Annotated in this window: 27 protein-coding genes and 1 tRNA gene; 1 reads left to right on the top strand and 27 read right to left on the bottom strand. The window is 33.0% G+C overall.

Features of this window, described 5'->3' with window-relative positions; all coding sequences use genetic code 11:
• Window positions 1-28 precede the first annotated feature (28 nt).
• The 23 genes from RH98_RS09360 to RH98_RS09245 form a co-directional block, all read right to left on the bottom strand.
• Window positions 29-916 (bottom strand): AraC family transcriptional regulator, encoded by an 888-nt coding sequence (locus tag RH98_RS09360; RefSeq protein ID WP_010253549.1) that lies wholly within the window; start codon window positions 914-916, stop codon window positions 29-31.
• 69 nt (window positions 917-985) lie between these two features.
• Window positions 986-1900, bottom strand: coding sequence for an urea transporter (locus RH98_RS09355; protein WP_010253547.1), 915 nt, complete (start codon window positions 1898-1900; stop codon window positions 986-988).
• A gap of 45 nt (window positions 1901-1945) precedes the next feature.
• A complete protein-coding gene (locus tag RH98_RS09350) occupies window positions 1946-2737 on the bottom strand; it encodes an urease accessory protein UreD (RefSeq protein ID WP_010253545.1) in 792 nt (263 codons plus the stop codon).
• A 1-nt stretch (window position 2738) separates the two neighbouring features.
• Entirely contained in the window at window positions 2739-3377 is a 639-nt protein-coding gene (gene ureG / locus RH98_RS09345) for an urease accessory protein UreG (RefSeq protein ID WP_010253543.1), read from the bottom strand.
• Window positions 3378-3560: 183 nt separating this feature from the next.
• A complete protein-coding gene (locus tag RH98_RS09340; protein ID WP_010253540.1) occupies window positions 3561-4253 on the bottom strand; it encodes an urease accessory protein UreF in 693 nt (230 codons plus the stop codon).
• 3 nt (window positions 4254-4256) lie between these two features.
• Window positions 4257-4754, bottom strand: coding sequence for an urease accessory protein UreE (locus RH98_RS09335; RefSeq protein WP_010253537.1), 498 nt, complete (start codon window positions 4752-4754; stop codon window positions 4257-4259).
• A 149-nt stretch (window positions 4755-4903) separates the two neighbouring features.
• A complete protein-coding gene (ureC, locus tag RH98_RS09330) occupies window positions 4904-6625 on the bottom strand; it encodes an urease subunit alpha (protein WP_010253534.1) in 1722 nt (573 codons plus the stop codon).
• Window positions 6622-6996 carry an urease subunit beta gene (gene ureB / locus RH98_RS09325; protein ID WP_010253529.1) on the bottom strand — a complete coding sequence of 125 codons (375 nt, stop codon included), beginning with the start codon at window positions 6994-6996 and terminating at the stop codon, window positions 6622-6624. The genes ureC and ureB overlap by 4 nt, the downstream gene beginning before the upstream one ends.
• Before the next feature lie 18 nt (window positions 6997-7014).
• On the bottom strand, window positions 7015-7317 hold the full coding sequence (gene ureA / locus RH98_RS09320) for an urease subunit gamma (RefSeq protein WP_010253525.1): 303 nt from the start codon (window positions 7315-7317) through the stop codon (window positions 7015-7017).
• A gap of 136 nt (window positions 7318-7453) precedes the next feature.
• Window positions 7454-7843 (bottom strand): hypothetical protein, encoded by a 390-nt coding sequence (locus RH98_RS09315; RefSeq protein WP_010253521.1) that lies wholly within the window; start codon window positions 7841-7843, stop codon window positions 7454-7456.
• A gap of 500 nt (window positions 7844-8343) precedes the next feature.
• A complete protein-coding gene (locus RH98_RS09305; protein ID WP_026038829.1) occupies window positions 8344-8994 on the bottom strand; it encodes a metallophosphoesterase in 651 nt (216 codons plus the stop codon).
• 170 nt (window positions 8995-9164) lie between these two features.
• Window positions 9165-9611: a hypothetical protein gene (locus RH98_RS09300; RefSeq protein WP_010253512.1), complete on the bottom strand. Its 447-nt coding sequence runs from the start codon at window positions 9609-9611 to the stop codon at window positions 9165-9167.
• Window positions 9612-9812: 201 nt separating this feature from the next.
• Window positions 9813-12245 (bottom strand): TonB-dependent receptor, encoded by a 2433-nt coding sequence (locus RH98_RS09295; protein ID WP_010253509.1) that lies wholly within the window; start codon window positions 12243-12245, stop codon window positions 9813-9815.
• Between the two features lie 33 nt (window positions 12246-12278).
• Window positions 12279-12779, bottom strand: coding sequence for a GNAT family N-acetyltransferase (locus tag RH98_RS09290; RefSeq protein ID WP_010253506.1), 501 nt, complete (start codon window positions 12777-12779; stop codon window positions 12279-12281).
• 5 nt (window positions 12780-12784) lie between these two features.
• On the bottom strand, window positions 12785-13552 hold the full coding sequence (locus tag RH98_RS09285; RefSeq protein WP_010253503.1) for an ABC transporter ATP-binding protein: 768 nt from the start codon (window positions 13550-13552) through the stop codon (window positions 12785-12787).
• Window positions 13549-14547, bottom strand: coding sequence for a FecCD family ABC transporter permease (locus RH98_RS09280; RefSeq protein WP_010253499.1), 999 nt, complete (start codon window positions 14545-14547; stop codon window positions 13549-13551). Before RH98_RS09280 ends, RH98_RS09285 begins: the two co-directional genes overlap by 4 nt.
• Window positions 14548-14551: 4 nt before the next feature.
• Window positions 14552-15568: an ABC transporter substrate-binding protein gene (locus RH98_RS09275; protein WP_010253496.1), complete on the bottom strand. Its 1017-nt coding sequence runs from the start codon at window positions 15566-15568 to the stop codon at window positions 14552-14554.
• Complete coding sequence (locus RH98_RS09270; protein ID WP_010253493.1) at window positions 15558-16034, bottom strand: urease accessory protein UreE; 477 nt, start codon at window positions 16032-16034, stop codon at window positions 15558-15560. The genes RH98_RS09275 and RH98_RS09270 overlap by 11 nt, the downstream gene beginning before the upstream one ends.
• 3 nt (window positions 16035-16037) lie before the next feature.
• A complete protein-coding gene (hypB, locus tag RH98_RS09265; RefSeq protein WP_010253490.1) occupies window positions 16038-16751 on the bottom strand; it encodes a hydrogenase nickel incorporation protein HypB in 714 nt (237 codons plus the stop codon).
• An 11-nt stretch (window positions 16752-16762) separates the two neighbouring features.
• The gene (locus RH98_RS09260) at window positions 16763-17107 is read right to left on the bottom strand and encodes a hydrogenase maturation nickel metallochaperone HypA/HybF (RefSeq protein ID WP_010253487.1); all 345 of its coding nucleotides are present in this window, start codon (window positions 17105-17107) and stop codon (window positions 16763-16765) included.
• A 588-nt stretch (window positions 17108-17695) separates the two neighbouring features.
• On the bottom strand, window positions 17696-18712 hold the full coding sequence (locus tag RH98_RS09255) for an SMI1/KNR4 family protein (RefSeq protein ID WP_010253485.1): 1017 nt from the start codon (window positions 18710-18712) through the stop codon (window positions 17696-17698).
• A gap of 449 nt (window positions 18713-19161) precedes the next feature.
• The gene (gene mnmE, locus RH98_RS09250) at window positions 19162-20553 is read right to left on the bottom strand and encodes a tRNA uridine-5-carboxymethylaminomethyl(34) synthesis GTPase MnmE (RefSeq protein WP_010253482.1); all 1392 of its coding nucleotides are present in this window, start codon (window positions 20551-20553) and stop codon (window positions 19162-19164) included.
• A 168-nt stretch (window positions 20554-20721) separates the two neighbouring features.
• Entirely contained in the window at window positions 20722-21138 is a 417-nt protein-coding gene (locus tag RH98_RS09245) for a CBS domain-containing protein (RefSeq protein ID WP_010253480.1), read from the bottom strand.
• A 1286-nt stretch (window positions 21139-22424) separates the two neighbouring features.
• On the opposite strand from RH98_RS09245, the gene RH98_RS09240 reads away from it, so the two are divergent.
• A tRNA-Arg gene (locus RH98_RS09240) sits at window positions 22425-22498 on the top strand.
• Between the two features lie 30 nt (window positions 22499-22528).
• On the opposite strand, the gene RH98_RS09235 is transcribed toward RH98_RS09240, so the two are convergent.
• The 4 genes from RH98_RS09235 to RH98_RS16200 all read right to left on the bottom strand — a co-directional run bounded on the left by RH98_RS09235 (window position 22529) and on the right by RH98_RS16200 (window position 24946).
• Entirely contained in the window at window positions 22529-22987 is a 459-nt protein-coding gene (locus tag RH98_RS09235; RefSeq protein WP_036495630.1) for a GNAT family N-acetyltransferase, read from the bottom strand.
• Between the two features lie 16 nt (window positions 22988-23003).
• On the bottom strand, window positions 23004-23870 hold the full coding sequence (locus tag RH98_RS09230) for a hypothetical protein (protein ID WP_010253474.1): 867 nt from the start codon (window positions 23868-23870) through the stop codon (window positions 23004-23006).
• Between the two features lie 127 nt (window positions 23871-23997).
• Complete coding sequence (locus tag RH98_RS09225) at window positions 23998-24759, bottom strand: DUF2314 domain-containing protein (protein WP_010253471.1); 762 nt, start codon at window positions 24757-24759, stop codon at window positions 23998-24000.
• Between the two features lie 43 nt (window positions 24760-24802).
• On the bottom strand, window positions 24803-24946 hold the full coding sequence (locus tag RH98_RS16200) for a rhomboid family intramembrane serine protease (protein ID WP_369383822.1): 144 nt from the start codon (window positions 24944-24946) through the stop codon (window positions 24803-24805).
• Window positions 24947-24967 lie beyond the last annotated feature (21 nt).

Raw genomic sequence — 24967 nt, 5'->3', positions numbered from 1 at the left:
GTATTAGCACTAACCACCTTACTATTAACTACAAAATAAATTTATGACGTCGATAATCACTAGGCGAATAACCCGTAACTTTCTTAAAAAGTCTTGTAAAATGGGAAGGTGAATTATATTTTAATTCAAATGCAATACCAGCAATATCTCGTGTTTTGTCCTGTAAGAGTATTTGACTATGCAAAATACTTATTTCATTAATCCATTGTTTAGGTGGTTTATTTGTTGCTTCTTTCACACATTTATTAAGGTAGTTCCCTGAGATATGTAATAAGTTAGCATAAAACAGTACATTCTTATGATCAATATGAAACTTTTGAACCAGTTCTCTAAAGCTGAATGCAATATCTAGTTGACGACTCATTGGAATCTTTTTTTCCATATCTACACGTATCACTTTCATTAACACAGTTTCCAAAAGCGTAATACAAATTTCCATATCTATACTATCTCTTTGCGTTTCTTCTTCTAATAATTCTAGTAATCGGCTTACCCAATTAATATTATTAGCGTTCAATTTTACATAGGGATCCATCGTAAAGAACTTCAGGTCATTTGCACCTAAAGAGATATCTGTAATTACTTCATTCTCATAGACTACAAAATAGCCTTTAATATTATCAGAGATAGATAATGTTGCTGTAATATTTCCATTCTTTACATTAATAATATCACCTGCAGTAAGAGAATAAGCACCACTATCTAGATATTGTGTCATGGCACCCTCTGTTACCAATATTAAAAAATTAAAAGTAGTACGATAAGGGATAACTGGCATAAGGATTCCAGTCAAGTAATCCTCTAATCTATATAGTTGTATCTTACTTGAGTTATTCAGATGTGACTCATCTAAATGAGGTAAAAACAACTTTTTGTACTGATAATTACTTAATATTTGAATAGAAGGTTTAGACATTGATGTTCATTTAAACTATTTACAAAATTCACTAACAATTTTTACTTATTATCTTAATATTTATTTAAATTATTGACAGTACTTTCTCAGTAATCTATAAATTTTAGAAGCTTCAATTCTAACTGCTAACCATTTATCCAATTGTTTAATAGGAAACATTACCCACATAGCTAATACAAAAGGAAAAGTCAGTGTAGTCCATCCATATTTTATTAGGAAAATATCAAAATAAGTAGATATAATAACGCTTATTAAAACATACATTCCTGCACGCACTTTATCTTCGCCCATTGCGATACCACATAGAACAGCATTAAAGCTAAATACTCCTTCGTTGATTAACTCTGTAGATGCATAACTATTGTGATGAGAAATATAAACGCTAATAATAACAGCTATAAATCCATATAAAGCTTGAATTGGTCGGCTAATAAATACTCCCAAAAAGAACACTACTCCAGCAATAAAGCTTCCTTGAAACAATACTTGCCCAAAAGCATGTCCTTGTATTAAGAAATCATCTAATTCTTTAATATCAACAAAGTGTTCGGGTATAGATTTGATTGCTAAATCTGGTATACTTAAAATGAATAGAGATATCCATGTTAATAGTACAAAAGGAAAAGTATAAGCTGGCAATTTTTTTTTAATTGCCCATCCCATAATGATTGTAGAAAGAGCTGAGGCAATAATCATAATTCCCCATACCCAAAAATTGGATTGAAAATAGAACATTAAAGCGATCCCTATTAAGCTAGCATTAAATCCAAATAATCCTTGTTCAATATCATGTTTATCATATCGCAATATTTCTGCAGTAAAATTAGCGACAATATTACTTGTTACAGCTGCAATCCCCATTACAATGGAATCATAAAATATCGCTGAGATAAATAATAATCCTGTGATTGCATTTGCTTGTAGCATAATTTGCCCAAATCCTCTAAAGAAAGTCTTTGTACAATGAATTACAAGTTCTTTCATAAATGTTGTTGTTCTTTTTTAAATTTATATTCTTCTTTTTATCTTTTATAGAAAGCGTTCTTTCCATAATATTTCTTGAACTTCTATAAATATTTTAAACAGCTTTTCTGCACCATTACCTAAAATACGTATCATAAGACCATTACCCTCTAGTGCACTAACACCAAACTCTATTGTACTATCTTCCCCATACAATCTATGAAATTGATCAATACAATGAAGGACAGAAGCGCCTACTACTGTGTTGTAATAAATCAATGTTCCTTGATGCGTAAACCCCTCCAATATTCCTAATCCTTTAATTGGCATAAGTTCAGGTTGAAGAAGTACATTATCTTTAACTCTCAATCTACCATTGACTTTTAACTCTGTTAGATTTTGAAAGTGATTATACTCAAATTCTTCACCTGACATTTTCCTACCACAAGTCACAATATCCGAGAGTAAAAGATGACAGTTATCGCTCATTTCTATTTTATTATGACTGATAAACGTAGATGAGTTTTGAGGCACGATAGGATGAGGCACATATGAAAAGCTACTACCTTCTTGCATTAACACAGTTGTAGTCTGAATAGACTTATTCTTCATGTGAAATAATCTCTGGTATGCCTGTGTTTGCAATTGCAATTTTGTCTTTTCAGCTAAATGAATAATAATACGGTGGTCATCGTTATCCAGCAATCCTGGAGATGAACTCATAATCATTAAATGTGCTGCATTATCTCTCTTGTACTGCCCTACTGGCACTATGCGAAAAGGTTGAGTAACGTAAGCATCTTTCATATAAGATGCTCCGTCACGTTGTTCAATCTTAATATCTAATATACATATCATACTATCGCACTAAATTAGGTTCGTCGATATCTTCCAATAATGCATATTTTTTTATCCATCCTACTATGTTTTCTAATCCATCACCCGTTTTTAAGTTAGAAAACAAAAATGGAGCTCCTTTTCGCATGCGTCTAGCATCACTTTCCATCACTCCTAAATCAGCACCTACATAGGGAGCTAAGTCAATTTTATTGATAAGCAATAAATCAGAGCGTGTAATAGCTGGTCCTCCTTTACGGGGTATTTTTTCACCTTCTGCAACATCAATAACAAATATGGTTATATCAGCTAAATCTGGACTATAAGTAGAGGAAAGATTATCACCTCCACTTTCTATAAGAATCAACTCTAAATCAGAAAATCGATTTGCCAATTCTTCTACTGCTTCTAGGTTCATACTTGCATCTTCACGAATAGCTGTGTGAGGACATCCTCCAGTTTCTACTCCTATAATTCGCTCACGGGGAAGCAAACTGTTTCTAGCCATAAACTCAGCGTCTTCACGTGTATAAATATCATTTGTAATTACAGCAAGGTCATATTCATTCATTAAACGACGACTTAATCGCTCTAATAATGCAGTTTTTCCTGACCCCACTGGTCCCCCTACTCCTATTTTTACATATTTTCTATTTTCCATATTGTTGTATTTTTTTAAATGAGATAACGAGAAAAGTAGTATCGTGTATTGCTTTCTTATTTATCTCGGTTTACAAGCTTGTACAATTTGCTAATGAGCGACAATCATTAAACTTAAGTTTCTTACAATAACACACATAACAAGATTTACAATAGCTTTTATAATAGTAGTTATGCGATTTGATTAAGATAAATATAGTCTTGAATAAAGGCGTTCGTGTTGCATACATCGAATATCAAATCCTACATTACACAATCCTATAAGATTTCTATCCATAACAAGTGATTCCTTACTTAAAGACATCAAATCATCATGCAAATAATATAGTATATCTTGCCCATCTAACTGACCTAGTGGTACTAGTTTTACAGCATTTGTCACCATACCTATTGCTGCATTATAATAAAAAGCATGCATGGCTTCCACTAAAGGCACTTTCATCAAACTGGCAAAAATGCCGTACATTATGCAATAGTGATTATAACTATTCTTAAACTTTATCTGATTATCCCACTCTACAATTAAAGGTTCCTCTTGTGTATATCGACTAAAAATCTTAAACATTCTCAACCCTAGTTTTTGACTAGCTTGACGAATTTCCATAGGACTTTTTAACGCATTACATTCGAAATCTAATTCTAGCAATTCCTGAATATTTCCAGATTCTGCAGCATCATAAGCAAGTTTCATTAATGCGGCATCATTATACCTTAAATTATACCACAGATTATAACGGACATACTGATCTGCACTTTCCTTATCATGTACTAACCCATTCTGTACATAAGTTTCTAAACCATTAGACTGAGTATATCCTCCTATAGGTAAAGTAGGGTCTGATAAATGAAGTAGTTTCCCTAAAAAAGCGTTCTGCATATTCTATTCTTTAATTGATAATTTCATTTTGGGAGGTTTAAATACAAACTTTTTATGTTGTTGAAAATCCACATTAGCATTTAGCTTTTTTAGCAACTTCCTCATCTCTATTTTAGGATTGTATTCATTATCTGCTAACCATTGAAACATAGGTCTTTCATAAGGCATCAAAATACTGTTCCCTTCTACAAAAAGCGATAAATGTTTATTTCCAATTTCAAAACAAATTAACCCTAGAGTAATTGGATCTACAGGTGTTAGAATAATAGCTTCACATGGTATAACAGAAACCATCACCACACTCTGCTCATCTTCATAAAGTATATCTCCATCTAAAAGGTCTTGTCCTTTACCTAAAAATCGAATAGCAATATCCACTCCACCAGCAGTCTGCAAACGCTGAATACGTTTACTCGTCTGATACCATTCTATATATAGGAAATCTATTTCTTTATCTATCTCCTCTACTTTGCAGTTTCTCAAAGCTTGTGATACTAACATCTTATGTTTTTTTAGATTAACCTTACTTCTTTAATTCACTTTAAATCTGTTTGCTCAAGAAGTAAGGTTAATTATTTAACTAGTGCTTTTCTTCTCCTTTCCCAAAAAAGAAATATTTTATAAGAGGACATGCTCCTCTATTAAACTTTTTAAAACAAGAAATAACGTTGCCCTAATGCTACTTCATCTATTGGCTGACAAGTAATTTTCTTACCATCTATAGAAACCTCGTAGTTCTCAGGATTAACGATTATTTCAGGGGTAGCATCATTGTGAATCATGTCTTTTTTAGAAATATTACGGCAATTCTCTACTGGTAATAATGTTTTTTCTAATTCGTATTCTTCTTTTATTCCTTTTTCAAGAGAAACTTTAGAAACGAAATTAAAACATGTCTTAGTCACTGCTTTTCCTAAACCACCAAACATAGTTCGTAAAATAATAGGTTGTGGTGTAGGAATAGAAGCATTAGCATCTCCCATTTTTGAAGCAACAATCATTCCTCCTTTTAAAATCATTTCAGGTTTTGCTCCAAATAATGCTGGCTTCCAAATTACTAAGTCAGCAATTTTACCCGGCTCTATAGATCCTATATAATTAGATATACCATGTGCAATAGCTGGATTAATAGTATACTTTGCTACATAGCGTTTCGCTCTATAGTTATCATTATCATGTCCTTCATCCTCTGGCAAAACTCCTGTTTGTTTTTTCATTTTATCAGCAGTTTGCCAAGTTCTAGTAACTACTTCTCCTACTCGTCCCATTGCTTGTGAATCAGAACTCATAATACTAAAAACCCCTCTATCTTGTAAAATATCCTCAGCTGCTATGGTTTCAGGGCGAATACGTGAATCCGCAAAAGCGACATCCTCTGGAATATCTTTGCTTAAATGGTGACATACCATCAACATATCTAAGTGCTCGTCAATTGTATTTTTTGTAAATGGACGAGTTGGATTTGTTGAAGCTGGTAATACATTTGGATACATAGCTGCTTTAATAATATCAGGTGCGTGACCTCCTCCTGCACCTTCAGTGTGGAAAGTATGAATTACACGACCATTAATTGCCTGCATAGTATCTTCTAAGAAACCCGCCTCGTTTAGTGTATCTGTATGAATAGCTACTTGAACATCGTATTTATCTGCTACAGAAAGTGCTCTATCAATAGTAGCAGGCGTAGCTCCCCAATCTTCGTGGATTTTAACTCCTAATGCACCTGCTTCTATTTGTTCAATAATAGGTTGCTCAGCACCGACATTTCCTTTCCCAAAGAAACCAAAGTTCATAGGCAATCCTTCTACAGATTGTAACATACGACGCATTCCCCATTTACCAGGAGTCACTGTAGTTGCATTGGTACCATCAGCAGGTCCTGTTCCTCCTCCAATCATTGTTGTAATACCACTGTATAAAGCAGTTTCAATTTGCTCAGGATTAATGTAGTGAATGTGAGTATCGATACCACCCGCTGTCACAATATACCCTGCTCCGCCATGTACTTCTGTAGAAGCACCAATAATCATATTTGGAGTAACATCATCCATTGTATCAGGATTACCAGCTCTACCAACACCCACTATTTTACCATCTTTAATACCGATATCACCTTTTACGATACCCCAGTGGTCAATGACAATCGCACCTGTAATTACCATGTCCAATACCCCTTCTTCACTCATATGATTAGAAGATTGCATCATACCATCTCTTACTGTTTTTCCTCCACCGAATTTGCTTTCATCACCATAACTAGCAAAATCTTTCTCTACTTCAATGATAATATCTGTATCTCCTAAGCGCACTTTATCACCTACTGTAGGACCAAAAATTGCACTGTAATTAACTCTACTTACTTTTAAACTCATGACAATTTGTTTTTAAAGTGATTTTTTTCCATTTTCTTTAAAGCAGCTTTTTTAGCTTCCTCAGAAACCGTTTCTCCATTAGCTAAATCATTATGTCCATATACTTTTCGTGCTCCTGCGTAAGGCACTAAGTCTATTTCTTTTTCCTCACCTGGTTCAAAACGAACAGCGGTACTAGCAATAATATTTAGGCGTTTTCCAAATGCTTTAGCTCTGTCAAACTCCATCATTTTATTCACTTCAAAAAAATGAAAATGTGAACCTACTTGGATAGGTCTATCTCCTTTATTAGTTACTACAATAGTGGTAATCTCTCTACCTTCATTGCAGATTATATCTTCCTCTTTTATAAAATATTCTCCTGGAACCATAACTTTTCTAAATATTGATTAGCGAATAGGATTGTGAACGGTTACTAACTTTGTTCCATCAGGAAAAGTAGCTTCTATCTGTACATCGTGAATCATCTCTGGAATTCCTTCCATTACATCATCGCGGGTAAGTAATGTTGCTCCATACTGCATTAAATCAGCAACAGTACGTCCATCTCTAGCTGCTTCTAGTAATTCACTACTGATGTAAGCTATCGACTCAGGGTAATTTAATTTCACCCCTCTATCCTTGCGTTTCTTAGCCAACTCTCCAGCCAAGTGCAACATCAACTTTTCAGTTTCTCTTGGTAATAAGTGCATACAATTGTTTTTTAAAATTTGTACAATGTGTTATCTCACCGACATAGCTTATGTCAGTATATATAAATGATAATTAATTATTTACAAGTAATATCACCACTTAAGTATTGTGGTAATCAATAAACTATTTTAGTATTTACCCTACTATAGTATTGGGTATTTTGTAAGAATGATATAATAAATATTTTGCCCTATGTTGTTGTAAGAAGGCAAAAACATCATGTGTATCTATAAACTGCTTATCAGTAAGACGATAAGTCATATTACTTACAATAAAATCAATAATAGATTGATAATCAAAACTAGAAGGTTCAAAATCTCCATTATTACAGTGAGTAATAATCTCTAATTCAACTTCTGATTGAAAATAAACGTTGCTATTATTTTTTTGTACACTTGTATTTGAAAACACTTGTTGTTTTAACATCATAGCATTTGGGCTTACTTCTACAGCCTGATTAGCATAAGCTAATCCCACAGCGAGAAGAAAAAAACACAAAACTATAAGACGAAATAATGCTTTCATTACTGAAGTAATATTTACTATTTTATTACTCTACAAAGATACTTTCTAGTCATTTATCACAATTGCACAAATCTTGACTATCATAGTCAAAAATCGGCAATTACGAATTTTAACTTTTTATTTTTTATCTCATTTTGCACTAATAAATGTAGCATTGCTAAGTTTTGTAGAAGAATTATACGGATTTGTATTATTTAAAAAAAGTAAATATCCCACTAAGCAATAAAAGATTATCAATGCAGTAGCATCTTTAAAAGCTATGTTTGAAAAATTAGTTTTACAAAGAAATTGATAACGAAACCACCCTCCATTCAATTTAGTGGCTAATACAAGTAACTTCATTAAATAATAAGTCCATAATGACTCTATTAATTTCTTTGTTTTAATAGAGGCACTATGGACTCATAATGGACACAACATAGACTCATTGGCAAGGATTACCTTATAAATGGGGCACAATTCACAAATTTATACCACGCGAATTACTTGTGACCAATGGTTTACACTAAATCTCTTTGATCTGTTGGGACAACAATTATATCTATAATATTAGCATATTCATCAAGTTTTATGCCTGACAATCCATAGCTGCAGTAGATACCATTATCGATATTGTAAGAACAACTCTTTGCTGTAAATAATGGTTGAGCGGTATGTAAAGGAGTATGTCCGTGAATTTGTAATTTTCCGATATTTTTTAATGGATTTCTATTCCATAATACACCATCCCAGTTATCTTCTTCATAAGGGTTAGAAGTATCAGATATACCTGCATGAGTAACAATAAAATAGTCTTTTTCAAACTTTAATGGAAACTGAACTAATTGAGTAGAAAGCTTTACTAAATCAACTTCATTTTCTTCAAAGTGTATTAGCGTTTCTGTACCACACTGAGCTGTCCATATTTCATGATGTCCATCTCTGACATATTGTATAAACTCAGCTTCGTGATTGCCTTTCAATACTGTGATGCTTACATTAGGATCTTTCATTAGTGAAAAGCACTTTTCTAAAACCTGCCAACTATATTTCCCCCTATCAATAAGATCACCAACGCAAATAAGATGTTCTGTTTTTGAATTCCAGTGTTCTAAAAGTGAACAAAAAGTATGGTAACATCCGTGAATGTCGCCGATCACAAAATAATTCATAAAGTTATACTACTTCCCAATATTAGTAAATTCCAAAACTATTAAATTAATAATTTCAATGAGTCACTTCTCTTAATTTCATTATAAAAATAAGTATGATTGCCTATTAAATAGTAAAAACAATATTTTACAGATACAACGCATAGAAAAGACTTTTTAAAGATATTCTATTACTCTACCAATTTGTAATTATGGTCTTCGAAAAACTGTATTATTTCAGGATAATTACTGTAATCACTTTCATTAAAAACAGCTTTTTTAGCATCTGATATCACAGTAAACGTTCTTATATAATGATTGTATCTACTAGAAGTATCGCCTAATTTGACCAATACGTCCTCTTTTCTAAATTCTCTTTTTTTATAGTAAGGCGAAGCGATACTAATGTATTCATTGGTTATTGTAATGGACTTATATTTCCCTATCAAATAGAAAATAAGACCTATACCTATCAGCATAAGGAAAACAGAGAAACCAACTCTTTCCATATCTAAACTACTAAAACTCTCACTATTCAGATGGCTAATCAGCCTGTATATTAGCAATACTATATAAGAGGCAATAAATAGAGGATAGACTAAAAAGGCTTTATAGCTATAGTTTGATATGATGTTCATCGTACTGCTTTTTACATAATCAACAAACTTACTTTAATTCTTCACATTAGCCATTTTATTTTAAAATAATAATTACTTATTCTACTTGGTATACTTCCTAAAAAAAAAGCCTCAACAGTGAAATCACTGTTGAGGCTTTCCATAAAAAAGTATAATAGTTAAAATTAAAATAGTTCTATACTATATTACCTATTGTCATCTTTAGAAATTATATCCTAAAGAAACCATCACATTACGCGGTGCTCCTGCAAAGACTCTTGTGTAATCAAAACCTCCTAAGAAGTAATATTTGTCAAAAATATTATTGACATTCACAGCAATCTTAAATTTATCAATGTGATAATAAACAGCTGCATTAGCAGTGGTATAAGCAGGTAAATACCCCCATTGTGCATTACCATTAGCATCTTTACCTACACTATCACTTAATCTGCGTTTGTCTACATAATACATCCCTGCTCCAAATCCTAAACCTTTTAATGCAGTATCTGAGAATACATATTTTAACCAAATACTAGCTGAGTTTTTTGGTGCACCTGGTAATAATTGTCCTTCTTCAGAAATAATCGCTGACTCTTTTATTTCAGTATCATTAAAAGTATAATTAGCCATTAACTGTAACTCTTTAGTAATCTGACCGCGCATATCTACTTCTACCCCTTGAGAAATCACCTTACCTGATTGTCTATAAACTGGCAAACCTACTTCACTAATCTGACCTGTTTCTATCATCATATCTTTTCGTTCAATGCGGAATAATGATAAGTCAACTTGTAATTGATTATTTAAGAATCCTGCTTTCAAACCAGTTTCCACTTGAAAACTGCGTTCTGCTTTGAAGGCACTATTAGCACCGTAATCTTTATAATTTGCTACAAAATTAGCAGCAACGGGTACATATCCTTGTGAGTAGCTAGCGAAATAGTTAATCTGATCATTAATCAAATAAGTTAATCCCACTCTCGGCAACCACACATTTTGTGTAGCAGTATAGCTCTCTGTTAAATCTGTACTTTCTGAACGATAGTTTTCATGTCGCAATCCCAATACCATTTTTAAACGTTCACCTACATTTATTTGATCTTGTACATAAATACCTGTACTTTTATAAGGACTCATAAATGGATACTGCGTATTCGATCTCCAAATATAATTATTGATATTAGCTCCCTCATGTCTAGGGTTGTTAGTATCGAAAGTCAATGGAATAACTTTACCATCTACATCTTTACTTCTCGCTTCTCTTTGCCAACTGTTTTTATCTCCTTTATATTGTGCATAATCAATACCAAATACTAAGTGGTGATCTACATTTTTACCATATAAATCCCATTTTAAATAAGAAACAAAATTGTCTGTATATTCTTTACCATGACGATCGAAGAAACGCAAGTTTACAATAGTGTTATGAGGTGCATCAGCATAAGAATTTAACGTGCGGTGCTCATTTAAATCTTCTTCATAAATTGATTTCATATAATTCACGTGAAGATTTAAATTATTAGTAATGCGTTGAGATAAACGACCACTAAATGTTGTTGTTTTAGTTTTGAAGAAATCAGAAGGTTGATTAAGCGTGAAAGAACGTGGTAACGCATATAAATCATCACCTTTAATACTCATTCCTCTATCTAAATAACCATCAAACTGGTCAAAGATCATATCTACATCAATTCTAGTACCATCCACAGGTCTGAATGTAAATGATGGAGCTAGAGCAAAGTTCTTACGGTTATTAATATCTCTAAATGTTTTAGATGATTCATAACCTGCATTTAAACGGTATAAGATCTTTTTCTCCTTATCCAATGGTCCACCTACATCTAGTGTCGTTCTCAATGTTTCAAAACTGCCCGCAGCTACAGTAATTAGCCCTTTGTGTTCTTCTAAAGGTTTTTTAGTAACCATATTAATTGTTCCTCCTGGAGCAATATCACCAAATAAAGAAGCCCCTGGTCCTTTTAATACCTCAACACTTTCTAAATTAATTGTCATAGGTGAGCGATAATAACTCTCTCCAAAACCATAAGCTGAACGCATTCCGTTCATCAAACGCAATCCATTGTCATAACCACTTTTAAAACCTCTAATTACAAATTCGTCATAATTAGATGCTTGGGTTACCCCTGCAAGATCTTGAATAACATCAGAAACTTGAAAAGCTTGTTTATCTTCCATCAACTCACTAGAAACAATAGAAATAGACTGTGGTAAATCTTTGATTTTACCGTTAAACTTTCCTCCTAATACAGTAGAATTTGTCAAATAAGAATTATCACGGCGAATCGTTACTAATACTTCATCTAATTTTACTTGCTCTTCTTCTAACTTTATAATTATTTCATTATTAGCTTTATAATTAGCATCATTTAACTCTATCAATTTAGTTTTGTACCCCATAGCATTAATCTGGATAACCAGAGGTAACGCTACATTTTTATCTGTTTTAAACTCTCCTTTAGCATCACTTTCTACTATCAAGTCACTTCCTAATATGACTGTTGCATAAGCAATTGGTTCATCTTTCTCACCTACTAATCGACCATTGACAGTTTGCACAGTTTGAGCAATAGCAAAGTAAGGGAGTAATAATAGCAAGACTATTACTCCAAGATTTTTAGTAATTGTGTTCATAAAATTTATTCTTAAAAAATGAGAATGGTTATATTAAATTTTTCTCTCCATATGTAGTGTGGTAAGACCACCTTCTTGCGTATTAGCGACTAAAGCAAATCCTTGTCGTTCCCAGTATTCAAAAGCGCCAGTCAAAAATGGATGCGTGTGCAGATAGAGTACTTCTACCTTTGCCTTACATGCTTCAATTTGCAACTCCCTAAATAACAAACTTCCCAATCCCGAACGCCTTAACTTAGGCTCTACAAATAGTCTAGCAACTTCAACAGTTCTTTTACCTCTATAATCCAAATAAGAAAAGCGATGATCATATTCCATCATTCCTATTACCCCTAGCAAATTACCACTCTGATCACGTGCTTGTAGAAACGTTCCAAGCTTATTATTTAGATAAACATCATCAAAGTTTCTTATATCATTGGGTATAATAGAATGATCTAACATAGGAAACAGCGTTGCTCTAAATGTCATTGCGTATTGCTGAATTTCGCTTACTTGTCCTCTGTCTACTTTACTAATAATAATATTATTCATAACGCTTAAATTAATGGCATAAACATTCGCTTACCCTGATTGTCTATTGGATGTAATGCCAACTGATATGTTTCTTCAAGTAACTGTTGTAATTGATCTTCTGCTTGATACTGTACATCTATTAGCTGATTTTCACGCATGACGTAAAATCGCTCTCCAAACATAAAAGCTAAGTTAGGATCATGCATCACACATAAAACCGTAGTTCCCTCTGTAGCTAATTGTTTAATACATTTCAAAACTTCCACTTGATAGTGTAAATCAAGATGATTTGTAGGCTCATCTAACATTAATATATCGGGCTTTTGCACCAATACTCTACACAACAAAATAAGTTGACGTTCACCCCCCGAAAGCGATGTGTATGGCTTGTCGGCTAAGTGTTGTAAATTAAATCTAGTCAGCACTTCTTCTACTGTAGCATGATCTTCCTCACTTGGCGAAAATGGCGAAAAAGATGCTCTTCCTGTCAAGATAACTTCTCTTACTTTAAAAGGAAAAGTACTTTGATGAAACTGGGTTAAGAAACCAATGCGCAATGACTGTCCCTTGTTCAACTTCATTAACTTTCGCTCATCTTGTCCTATCCAGACACTGCCTTTATATTTCTTTTCTAGTCCAGCTAGTATATTAAATAAGGTTGATTTACCGCTTCCATTTCTACCTAAGATAATAGATAGTTTTCCTTGTTCGAAAGTAACGTTTACACCATCTAATACTTTTTGACGACCATAGTTAAACGTCAAATCCTCTATTGTAATTAACTCTTTCATCCGTTCCAACTTACAATGCTTTTTTTCATCAAGTAAATAAATATTGGCGCTCCTATTAACATAGTAAACACACCTACTGGCAATTCAAATGGCATTACTGCTCTTGAGAAATCGTCTATTATTAATAAAAAAGATCCACCAATACTGATATTTGACCACACACAAATACTATTATTTGGGCCAAATAGCATTCTACTCATATGGGGAACAATTAATCCAAACAAACTTATCACACCAACAGCAGCAACGGAAGAAGCGGTAATCATAGTTGCTACACCTATTAATATCAGTTTGAGATATCGCGGATTAACTCCTACAGCTAAGGCTTCATTATCTCCTAATGATAAGAGGTTTAGCTTCCAACGCAACGCAATAATGACAATTAACCCTATTGTTATAGGTGCAATAGCTGTTGTGAATTTCGTCCACGAAGCTGTATGTAGATTTCCCATTGTCCATTGTACAATAGCTTGTAACTTATAAGGATCACTTAAATATTGTAACAACGTAAGCAAGGCAGTAAAAACACCTGATATAATAATACCTGATAAGACCATACTTACGAGCGAACTTTTATTTCCGGCATACGACACTGCGTAAGTCAATGCTACTGCTGTAACTCCAAAAGTAAAGGCTGATAAATTAATAGATATAAAAGGAAATAACATTGCTAAGGCTGCTCCAAAAGCTGCACCTGACGAAATACCTAATGTAAAAGGATCCACTATTGGGTTTCTAAATATAGCTTGTAACACTCCACCAGACGATGCTAAAGATGCACCCACTACAAAGGTTAATAAAATACGTGGTAAGCGCACCTGCCACAATATCGTTTCGATAGGTAATACAGCACCTCCATCTTTATTTATCCATTTTAGGATATAATGCACCAACTCTCCTATACTTAAGTTTCCAGTAGAACCGAGTAACAAGGAACTAATTAATAATAAAAGAGGTAGAATGAATAATAATATGATTTTAATGCTATATTTCATCGATCTAGTTTAGTTTATATAAAATAGACATTGCTTCATTGACATCGTGCTGAAGCATTTCTTCTGTGTAAATCGTCGGGTATGCCCAATGACGAACCTGCTTGGCAAACAATAAAAACTTTACTGTGTGGGGATCATACTTTAACGCAGGTTTCATCACATAGACATGATTATTCACTACCGCTGGTAGATTCGCTAATTCGCTTAAACTATAAACATCATTGGCTTCTGTATTCCATAAAATCATCAAATCAGGATTCCATTTATACAACATCTCTGCTCCTACATTTGGAGCTTGCATTTCTAATGGACAAGCATTTTCTGCTCCTGATAATTGAATCGCTAAATCCATTAAAGTCCCCTTGCCCGAAGTAGATAGAATACGTCCTTTAGACCAAGCGTAATAGGCTTTTTTCTTATCTTGTATAGGCTCAGCCTCCATTTTTTTTATCTCACCAGAAATATAATTCACGATGTTTTCAGCTCTTTCTTTCTTGCCTAACAATGTTCCGATACCTAACAATTCATCTAGTATTCCTTGTTGATCAAAACTCGCAATAGTAAATACTGGAATATTTAAATTCTCTAACTGATCTACTGTCTCTTTTTCCTCTGCAAAGGTGATTACTAAATCAGGTTGCAAACCAACGATTGCTTCTACATTTGAAGCTCGTCCACCAAAAGTAGGTGTAGCAATTTCTTTGTTAGCCATGCGACTTGACAGTTTTGAGAAAAAAGCTAAGGCATCATCATTGTGATAAATCTGTTCTGGAATACCCACTAATTTATCTTGTGCATCTAACATAAATACGTCATCTACAGTAGCGTCAAACAGAGCTACTACTCTATTGGGTACTTTTGGCAGACGTATTTCTTTTCCTCTGCTATCAATAGCAACGACTTCTTCTGCACTTAGCGTTGGAGCATCAGCTGCTTTGTCAGTAGTCTGTTGTTTACATCCCTGCAACACTCCTATTGCAAAAACAAAAAGGAATATTGCTTTAAAATATTTACTTGTCATCTGTATTGTATTTTTGACTGCGAACTTTCTTAACTATATTATTCATTAACAACTGTTGTTCCAAAAGCAGTATTTTATGGCTAAACTTTACGACAAGTTGTTCATAAAGATTACCGTCATAAGGAACTACAAAATATTGACTACTAGGGTTGACAAATAAGGGTAAATGTCTATTCCCAATATAATAGCAAAAGTCTGCTACCTCTTGTGGTTCAAAAGACATAAACTCAATCGTTAAAACTGGTTTAATCTGTACCTGAGCGAGTAATTTATCCTTTGCAAATAACAAATCTCCATGCGCCCACTCACTGCCTTTCTCTTTTTGCAAGTGAAGTAATAAACCATCTCTTGTATTGCGTTTAAAAAGAAACTTCTGCGTCTCAAACCATTCGATTTCAAACACATCTATTTCTTCTATATTAGCATCAGAACCTTCTACTTTATCAATAAGAATAGCTTGCTGCATTTATTATTTATTTGCTGCTTTGGCTTTTTTCTCTTTTACTTTTTCTCTTAACCAATCACACCATTGGTCAATTCCTTCACCATTTAACGTACTGATTGTAAGTACCTCGATCTCAGGATTTACTTCTCTAGCATCTTTCGTTACATTCTCTACTGTAAAAGGAACATAAGGCAATAAGTCAGCTTTAGACACAAGCATTAATTCACTAGTCAAGAACATACGTGGATATTTTTTAGGCTTATCATCTCCTTCTGTTGTTGCTAAAAGTGTCACTCTGTAATCTTCCCCTAAATCAAAAGCAGATGGACATAGTAGGTTACCAACGTTTTCAATAAACAATAAATCAATTCCTTCTGTATCAATATGGTCTAATGCCTGCAAAATCATTTGTGCTTCAATATGACACATACCACCAGTCACAATCTGTAAAGCATTTAACCCTGCGTCTTTCATACGCACAGCATCTCTATCTGTTTCTGGATCTCCTACCAATACTGATATATTCATTTCACTCGATAATCTTTTTCCAGTTTCTTGCATCAACGTTGTTTTACCAGAGCCAGGAGAAGAACATACGTTAATAATACATACATCTTTTAAGCGCTCGCGAATTGCATTTGCAACAAAATCATTTGCTTTTAATAAGTGAAGTGTAGTGTTATCACACTGTACTGAACCTACGCGGTTCCCTAAACTTTTAGGACTATTAGCTGCCATATATTCTCTGTTTAAGATTGTTTAAATATTACTTTTGATATATATAATTCATTTCCTTGAACAATATCTGTCGATGGTGTTCCACAAGAGCACACAAACCTGTGATACTCTACTTTAAAGTCCTTATTACACTCGTGGCAATGCGCGATAATATCATTGACGATAACTTCTAGCTCCATCGTTTTATAGACTTCATTATCAGTGATAAAAGCATCAAACGCATTTTGAATTAAAACAGGTTGTACATTAGAGAGTAATCCTGCTGTGATTTGTATTTTACTAATATCTTCAACCTTAGCTTCATAGTGTTCTTCCAACGTTGAAAAGATATCTTTCACAATTGTTAATTCGTGCATAACCCTTTATTTAATGGTAGGTTACCCTATCGTTATTTAATCTTATATAGTTCTAATACATTAACCTATCTATTCTATCATAGGTCTATTTTTAGCTAAAAAACAGAGAAGTAAATAGTGTTTTTCAACTGTGTTAATGTAGAGGTTGCAGATCTATTGAAAATCATCTACTGTTAGTCACTCAAATGATACTTTTCAATACAAATAAACTTTTTTATACCATTTAAAAAAGCTAGGATAATAATTATACTTTTGATTGAATCTCTTAGTATAACATCAGTTACAACCATTTTAACAGGGACAAAGTTAGTCACTACACAAAAACGAGAATTGCACAAATCTTGACTATTCTGCCATAAAATAGGGATTCACATTTTTTTATGATTATTAAAATTCTCAATAGTGATAAATTATTAAGTTTTAAACAATATTACATCTTCATAACATATAAAATAGGATACAATAAGTTGTTTTAATTAGAATATACTATTATTATCTCCAAGTAATGCACTCATATATTGCTAACAAAAAAAGTGCTCTGCATCAATCAGATACAGAGCACTTTTTACTATATTACATCATCTAAAATTAAAGAACTACTTGTCTTAATTCTTGTTGAACTCTTTGAATTGCAGTATCACTAAATACATACCCATCTTCTGATGCGATGATCTGACCATCTTCAATTCTTTTATTCCACCAATCTTTTACAAAATCAGCAGCATATCCACCTGTTTTAAAACCATAATCTTCATCTACTAAGCTAATAAAAATCATTAATGGCAAAGATGGTTCGTCATACGACTGCGGAAAACTATTATTCGTATTCATAAAATAGTCAAATGATTTAGCTACTCTTAATGTTGAGTACAGCCAAAACATAGTATCAAACATCAAATGTGAATAATGGTCAGCGTGTAAAGCAAAAAAGCCTTTTTCATTAACAATCTTCTCTCCCAATCTCCTAATCAATAGTTCAATATCCACTACCTCTCTGTCCACCTGATGAAACGCTTGCAATACAATAGGTGAAAAAGTCCCCTCTTTTACAAGTTCTAAATCATACTCAAAAGCATCCTCTTCAAACTCGTCCTCATAAACTAATCCTTTAATAAATTCCTCAAAGTTAGGAGCCAAAACAGTAATACTATAATCATCCTCTTGATCGACGTAAACTACTTGAGGAATACCATCTTTACCACATGAACGATAATCAAGCATTATCATCTCATGACCAGCTGTAGGCGTATCTGCTATACAAACTCCAATATCAGGATAACCCCATTCTTCTTTCATAAAATTACTACCTAGCGAACCACAAAGCGAGTAAGTCTTATCTGCTCCTATTCCCATTATTCCAGTTATTGCAATATGGTCTTCTGCCCAACCTGTAGGCTCTGTAGTAGGAAAACAATACTTATTGACCAAACCGCCATTCTGCACTCTCATTAACTCAATATAAGATGCTGGTAATTTATAACCGCCTATTTGCTCCTCTATTATACGGATTAACTCATCGGTGGGATAAGGCTCAGTATAACTATCTTTTGAATACTGACTACTATCCCATAAGTCAATTAATTCTTCCTCTTTAAAATATTTCATAACAAGTTTTTTGGTTAGTATATAACACTATAATTATTAACAATTTATTTTTTGCTAAATATACTATCTATACTCTATCAATAAAGCAATAAATCCTTAAACAGAAGAAAAACTTGAGTAAAGAGTAAATTACAAGCACTCCCTACTTATACTCCCACAATAAGAAGTGCAAAACTACACGTTAACACTTCCCCCTCCCTAAAGAAAAGCTTCAATCAACACCAATACTCCAACTATGTTTAATACTACTAGAAAAGTTATTTAACCTGAGGACAGGTTAATCAGTTTACTTGGCTATTTTACTAAATTACAAGCAATCAGTTAATTAGATAATCTTAAAGTTAAATCTACATGAGAATAAAAAATAATCCACTAACATTACTGTCTACAAAAAAAGCGTTGCAGCTTTTAACTACAACGCTTTTTAAAGTCTTTATTTATAGGGTATTCTATTTACCGATACAAAAGTTCGCAAATATATTACCTAATAACTCATCATTCGTAACTTGTCCTGTTATCTCACCGAAATAATACAATGCCTGACGAATATCAATAGCCATTAAGTCAGCAGATAAATTAGTCTGTAATCCCCATTTCACCTTTTCTATCTCTTCCAAGGCCTTAATCAATGAATCATAATGACGAGCATTAGTCACAATTGTTTCATTATTACGAAGCGCACCAGTATTGACAAAGCTCAATAGAGATTCTTTTAACTCCTCGACTCCACTGTTGTTCTTTGCAGACATAAGCATTAAGTTCTCAATGCTAGATTGATATAAAGCTAAATGCTCCTCTGTCAATAAGTCTTTTTTATTACACACCACCAAAAGCGGTTTTAGAGGGTATTTATTCTTTAATTTCTCTAACTCTACCTTAATAGAATCTAGTGAGCTTTCATTGAGTTTTGCACCATCGATTAAGTAAATAACCACTTGAGCAGCTTCTATTTTCTCAAAAGTCTTTTGAATACCGATACTCTCCACTACATCTTTCGTCTCGCGGATACCCGCAGTATCTATAAATCTAAAACCTATACCATCAATCACTAATTCATCTTCTATCGTATCTCTGGTTGTACCCGCAATATCTGATACGATAGCGCGCTCTTCGTTTAATAAAGCATTAAGCAAAGTCGATTTACCCACATTAGGCTCTCCAACGATAGCTACAGGAATACCATTCTTAATCACATTACCCACTGCAAACGAGTCAATTAAACGCTTCAAGACAAACTCAATGCGATCAATAAGTTCTTTGAATTGCGTACGATCTGCAAATTCAACATCTTCTTCTGAGAAGTCAAGCTCTAATTCGATTAGTGATGCAAAGTTTAATAACTGCTCTCTTAACAAGGCGATTTCGTTTGAAAAACCACCACGCATTTGTTGCATTGCTATTTGATGGCTTGCCTCATTATCTGATGCAATTAAATCAGCAACCGCTTCCGCTTGTGATAGGTCCAATTTACCATTCAAGAAAGCACGCATAGTGAACTCCCCTGCCTGAGCCATTTTTACACCTTTGCGCAAACACAATTGAATAATTTGTTGCTGAATAAATGTAGAACCATGACAAGAGATTTCGATTGTATCTTCTCCTGTATAAGAATTAGGTCCTTTAAACAAAGAGACTAAAACTTGGTCAAGCACTCGCTCTCCATCTACTATGTGACCGAGGTGAAGAGTATGTGTCTTTTGCTTAGTTAAATCTTTGTTCTTTATTGACTTAAAGATTCCATTAACTATCGTAATGGCATCTTTTCCAGAAACACGTATAATGGCGATTGCGCCAGCACCTGAAGGCGTTGCTAAAGCAACAATCGTATCTTGTAATATCATAATCCTAAATTATTATACGACAAAGATAATATTTATTAAACCAAAAAAAACGACAGTAAATGTGTCGAAGTTTATTTAACAATATAAAAAGCGAAATCCCCTTATTGAAAGGGGATTTCTATTAGAGCGTTAGTATTCTAATTGCGCTAATGTCTCGCTCAACGTACATTAATATTGCGCTACTAGATAATTAATTAAATCCGTTGTAGTAACAATTCCCACTAGGTTATTGTCTTTGTTAACTACTGGTAAAGAGTGGAAGTGTTTTTTTGCAAACAACTCTGCCACTTCTTTAATTATAGTATCTTCAGTTACTACAGTTGGCTCTTTAGTCATGATGTCTTCTAATTTATAGGCATCATAGATAGCATTTAACGCTGCTTGATCCATATCTGAAGCACCAAACCCCAACTTCATAACATCTTTGACACTTATAATACCGATTAGCTTTTCACCTTCTACAACTGGAATATGTCGAATATTATAATCTTCAAATAGTTGATTTACTTCACTTATTTTTTTTGTTGTTGGTACTGCGATCAAAGCTTTTGCCATGATTTGAGAAATAGGAACTCTTTGTTTCATAGTCTTGTTAAGTTTTATTACTACAAAGTTGCCCTAATTTATTTGTCAATACGATGATAAATAACAGCTTAAAATCGAAAATATTGTTGTAACTTATATTGTTGTCGCCTCTATAATTATTTAACACTTTGAGTCGTTTCTTTTCTAAACTGAGAAGGTGTTATTCTTTTGTATTTTTTAAACAATCAAGCGAAATGGCTTCATCTTAAGGAAACTTGGCTATAAAATAGACATGTAATTCATTCGTATCGAAAATATTATTAATCTTATTTTCCAAAATTGTCTCGTATTTCATAGTTGAATACTATACAAATCTTACTTTCTATAAATCACGACAAGAATACACTACACAAAACCGATAAAACTATTTACTTATAGGGTAAATAATGGCTAAAAATGACTTTTATTTACCCTTTACAGAATTGCAATTATCACAACAAACCCAGTATATGCAAGGCTTAAGGTATAACATAAGTAAATAACTGGTTGATTTGTTCGGGAAGTGTGCGAGAACAGTGCTTGCAGGCATTGCAAAAACGCTTTTTTCCCGAAGAGCAACGTAATTCCCCCCGAATAACACTGGGATTACCCGTGAATTGAATTTAAAAAAATAGAAAAATTACTTGAGATAAGATTGACTTTTTTACAGTCAATTTAGACGAAAAAAGAACACTTTGATTTGTATCCTTTTGTTTTAACCAATCAGTTAGGACACTGATTTACAATACAAAATTACAAATAATTTTGTTATTATTACTGTTATTATTTATAATAGCCTAGTAAATAAATGTATTGTCTTAAGTATGCGAAAGATTAAAAATCAAGAAGATAATAATACCTTATTGTTAGGTATTATCACACTTACTCATTGACTAAGACAATTTTCTAATACAGGACAAAAACTTTAAGGCAAGCACTAATCCAAATAGAATATTCAACGCTATTAAGCATACTAGAAAAAAATAGAGAGCCACAACAATCAGATACAAAAAATACGATACGGAGATCTTCTTCAGTATTTTTGACTAAAAACAATCAAGGCAAATGACATTACCTTAAAGAAACTTGATGCTATTTACTAGAGATTGGCAGTATTTTCACTTTTCGCATTAAAAAACAGCAAACTTAACTTACTACCTATCAAACACTTGATTTTTTTATAAAAAAACATTACTTTTTCTTTGCATTATAGGAATTAAAAGTAATATATTTGCACCGTCAAAATGAGACAAACACTAGTGTTTACTTGATTTGATACCTAATTTAAATCTTATAGATTTAAGGACGGTCCAGTAGCTCAGCTGGATAGAGCAACTGCCTTCTAAGCAGTAGGTCTCAGGTTCGAATCCTGACTGGATCACAAAAAAAGCCTCACAAATGTGAGGCTTTTTTATATATCCATGCGAAGCATTACCATATCTTTTAACTGAATGCCATTTTCTATAATAGGCTCAGGATAGTTATCAATAAAGAAATTCTCCTTGACAGCATATTTTACAAATCCATTGCGTTCATAAAAACGTATTTGATCTACACCACAGTCTGCTGTACCAACGATTAATTCTCGATAACCCGATTTTTGTGCTATTGCAATTATCTCTTTAATCAATATACTACCTATCCCCTTTCCTTGTAAAGAGGACGCTACGGCAATATTTTTAAGTTCTACAGTATCTTTGTCTATACGATACAAACAAAATACTGCAGCTTTATCTTCTCCTTGATAAACTACATAAACATCGCTATCATAAACATATTTATCAATAGCCTCTCTAGTCTCATCCGCTAACAATAATAAAGAATAAGGGTAATCCTCTTTGTTCTCTATTAATTTCAAACTATAATTCACTTTTATAATACTTTAACTACTTTACAAATTGCGCTCTTCTATCCTTATAAAAACTATCAATAAATCTTTTTAACTTGCGTTGAGTGTTTGAATGTCTTGTCCAAATTGGGTATTCCCTTAATGGCATTTTAGACACTTCATCTAATATAGTTTCAAGAGTACTATTCTTCATAAAATTTCGCAATAAAAAGTCTTCAATAATTTTATTCCACTCCTCTTTATTTCCCCAATAATGTCCCACAATATGATCAGCTGGTTTTAGAGGACTAACTTTCGTTAATGCTAGTGAAAAAGCAAACTGTTCAATTACTCTGCGAACTACTCCTGTGTCTAGCATCTCATCATTCAAGTTTAAGCACAAATCCAAAGCACCTAAATTCTCCTTAGCTATTCCAATTACTCCAGAATTCCACATACATGTATTTTCATTGACTAAGATTTCACAAAAAGTTTTATTCTTCAAAGTACTCCACATTCGCTTCTGCGATTTATCTCTCATTTTACTAATTTCACCTTCATTTAAGTGCAAAAAACTTTCGCCTACATCCATTCCCCTTTTAAGAATAGATAAATCTTGATAGATAAAAGTATCTCCATCTAAAAATAACAGATGATCATTAGGATACATTGAAGCTACTAATTGCAGTCCTTTAATTTTTATTCTAAATAAATAGTCATATTTGGAAGTCCATTCCTTTATTTGCTCCCTTGTAATAGCTATTACTTCTATCCTATCACCAAAGTGTTCAAATAAGCTTGGATCTTCTGCCAAAACGATTATTCTATCGGTATCTTCCTTATGCAACAAAGCTGTATAAATAGAAAAATATACTTGTTGGTAATTATCAATGCTTTTTCCAAAAACTAAATAAACTATATTCATCTCTTAATTAAATAACTTTAAATGCTAAATTAAGCTAATAATTTTATTACTTTATAAATACAGTATTAAATAAACACAGCCATAAACACAATGTATTTATGGCTGCGAAAATATATTTTACTATTTACTAAGAAAGAACTGGAATCAAGTGCTTCCAATTTAATTGTTTTGCAAAATCTAAAGCTGTTTTTCCTGCTGGTGTTTTTGCATTTTTATCTACACCTTTTTCTAATAATACTTCTACTATTGTCAAATTTCCTGCAAGTACTTCTCTATGTAAGAAACTCAAACCTGAATCATCTACAAAATCTAATTCTTCTGGATTCTTATCCAAAAACTCAATAAAGCTCTCTCTCATATTCTTGCTCATTGGATGCTCTACTAAATTCTCAGGGTGCTCTTCTTCATAAGCTAATACTACTTTATTAGGATCGCCAAAATCAATACCCCAAGCTTCATCATGTCCTTTTAATTCATCTTCTTCCATCTCTGAACGCATAGCCTGAATAGTAAATCCTCCGTAAGCTCTACCTTGTGATAAAAACAACCAATCACTGATTTGATCAAGTGTCACAGCTACTTCATCACCTTCCTCTATATTTGTCAGCTGTCCTGGTTCATTTAATAACTCTCCATAGATATATTCACCGTCGTAATAGATATCTCCTATCCACATGTGCTCTACAGCAATATCTTCTTCTCCATCCTCATTAATATACTCTTGTGTAAAAGCTACTTTTACACTTGCCATATCCAATGCTGGAATAATTCGTCTTCCTTCCCAATATAGTTCTCTCCAAAAATATCCGAAAGTATCTTGTGCTTTTTGATACGCCTCTATTAATTTAGGATTATCTCCTTTTGCAAAGTAAATCTTTTTTTCTGCCATGTCTTCTTAATTTTAACTATCTACAAATAATCCTATTTAAAGGTTATTTCTTTCTCTTTTTATTATTTAATCTGTATGCAAGATAAACACCTGAGATTGCTCCCATTAAATGTCCTTGCCATGAAATACCATTTCCTACTTGATAAGGCAATAATCCATAAACAATCCCCCCATAAAGCAAAAACACGATAATGGATAATAATAACAG

Origin of the sequence: Myroides injenensis M09-0166, assembly GCF_000246945.1 — a bacterium.
In the GTDB taxonomy this organism is placed as follows: Bacteria; Bacteroidota; Bacteroidia; order Flavobacteriales; family Flavobacteriaceae; genus Flavobacterium; species Flavobacterium injenense.
The sequence above is the reverse complement of the archived record's forward strand: the minus strand, read 5'-3'. Positions and strand labels throughout refer to the sequence as shown.

What these genes read in the sequence shown, in the direction of transcription:
- ureA (WP_010253525.1), bottom strand. Translation starts at nt 7,317, where the DNA reads ATGCACTTATTACCAAGAGAAACTGAAAAGTTGATGTTGCACTTGGCT.
- hypB (WP_010253490.1), bottom strand. Translation starts at nt 16,751, where the DNA reads ATGGCAGCTAATAGTCCTAAAAGTTTAGGGAACCGCGTAGGTTCAGTA.
- RH98_RS09305 (WP_026038829.1), bottom strand. Translation starts at nt 8,994, where the DNA reads ATGAATTATTTTGTGATCGGCGACATTCACGGATGTTACCATACTTTT.
- RH98_RS09285 (WP_010253503.1), bottom strand. Translation starts at nt 13,552, where the DNA reads ATGAAAGAGTTAATTACAATAGAGGATTTGACGTTTAACTATGGTCGT.
- RH98_RS09280 (WP_010253499.1), bottom strand. Translation starts at nt 14,547, where the DNA reads ATGAAATATAGCATTAAAATCATATTATTATTCATTCTACCTCTTTTA.
- RH98_RS09355 (WP_010253547.1), bottom strand. Translation starts at nt 1,900, where the DNA reads ATGAAAGAACTTGTAATTCATTGTACAAAGACTTTCTTTAGAGGATTT.
- RH98_RS09260 (WP_010253487.1), bottom strand. Translation starts at nt 17,107, where the DNA reads ATGCACGAATTAACAATTGTGAAAGATATCTTTTCAACGTTGGAAGAA.
- RH98_RS09275 (WP_010253496.1), bottom strand. Translation starts at nt 15,568, where the DNA reads ATGACAAGTAAATATTTTAAAGCAATATTCCTTTTTGTTTTTGCAATA.
- RH98_RS09315 (WP_010253521.1), bottom strand. Translation starts at nt 7,843, where the DNA reads ATGAAAGCATTATTTCGTCTTATAGTTTTGTGTTTTTTTCTTCTCGCT.
- RH98_RS09255 (WP_010253485.1), bottom strand. Translation starts at nt 18,712, where the DNA reads ATGAAATATTTTAAAGAGGAAGAATTAATTGACTTATGGGATAGTAGT.
- RH98_RS09350 (WP_010253545.1), bottom strand. Translation starts at nt 2,737, where the DNA reads ATGATATGTATATTAGATATTAAGATTGAACAACGTGACGGAGCATCT.
- RH98_RS09270 (WP_010253493.1), bottom strand. Translation starts at nt 16,034, where the DNA reads ATGCAGCAAGCTATTCTTATTGATAAAGTAGAAGGTTCTGATGCTAAT.
- RH98_RS09230 (WP_010253474.1), bottom strand. Translation starts at nt 23,870, where the DNA reads ATGAATATAGTTTATTTAGTTTTTGGAAAAAGCATTGATAATTACCAA.
- RH98_RS09295 (WP_010253509.1), bottom strand. Translation starts at nt 12,245, where the DNA reads ATGAACACAATTACTAAAAATCTTGGAGTAATAGTCTTGCTATTATTA.
- ureG (WP_010253543.1), bottom strand. Translation starts at nt 3,377, where the DNA reads ATGGAAAATAGAAAATATGTAAAAATAGGAGTAGGGGGACCAGTGGGG.
- RH98_RS09340 (WP_010253540.1), bottom strand. Translation starts at nt 4,253, where the DNA reads ATGCAGAACGCTTTTTTAGGGAAACTACTTCATTTATCAGACCCTACT.
- RH98_RS09335 (WP_010253537.1), bottom strand. Translation starts at nt 4,754, where the DNA reads ATGTTAGTATCACAAGCTTTGAGAAACTGCAAAGTAGAGGAGATAGAT.
- ureB (WP_010253529.1), bottom strand. Translation starts at nt 6,996, where the DNA reads ATGGTTCCAGGAGAATATTTTATAAAAGAGGAAGATATAATCTGCAAT.
- RH98_RS09290 (WP_010253506.1), bottom strand. Translation starts at nt 12,779, where the DNA reads ATGAATAATATTATTATTAGTAAAGTAGACAGAGGACAAGTAAGCGAA.
- RH98_RS09300 (WP_010253512.1), bottom strand. Translation starts at nt 9,611, where the DNA reads ATGAACATCATATCAAACTATAGCTATAAAGCCTTTTTAGTCTATCCT.
- ureC (WP_010253534.1), bottom strand. Translation starts at nt 6,625, where the DNA reads ATGAGTTTAAAAGTAAGTAGAGTTAATTACAGTGCAATTTTTGGTCCT.
- RH98_RS09245 (WP_010253480.1), bottom strand. Translation starts at nt 21,138, where the DNA reads ATGAAACAAAGAGTTCCTATTTCTCAAATCATGGCAAAAGCTTTGATC.
- mnmE (WP_010253482.1), bottom strand. Translation starts at nt 20,553, where the DNA reads ATGATATTACAAGATACGATTGTTGCTTTAGCAACGCCTTCAGGTGCT.
- RH98_RS09225 (WP_010253471.1), bottom strand. Translation starts at nt 24,759, where the DNA reads ATGGCAGAAAAAAAGATTTACTTTGCAAAAGGAGATAATCCTAAATTA.
- RH98_RS09360 (WP_010253549.1), bottom strand. Translation starts at nt 916, where the DNA reads ATGTCTAAACCTTCTATTCAAATATTAAGTAATTATCAGTACAAAAAG.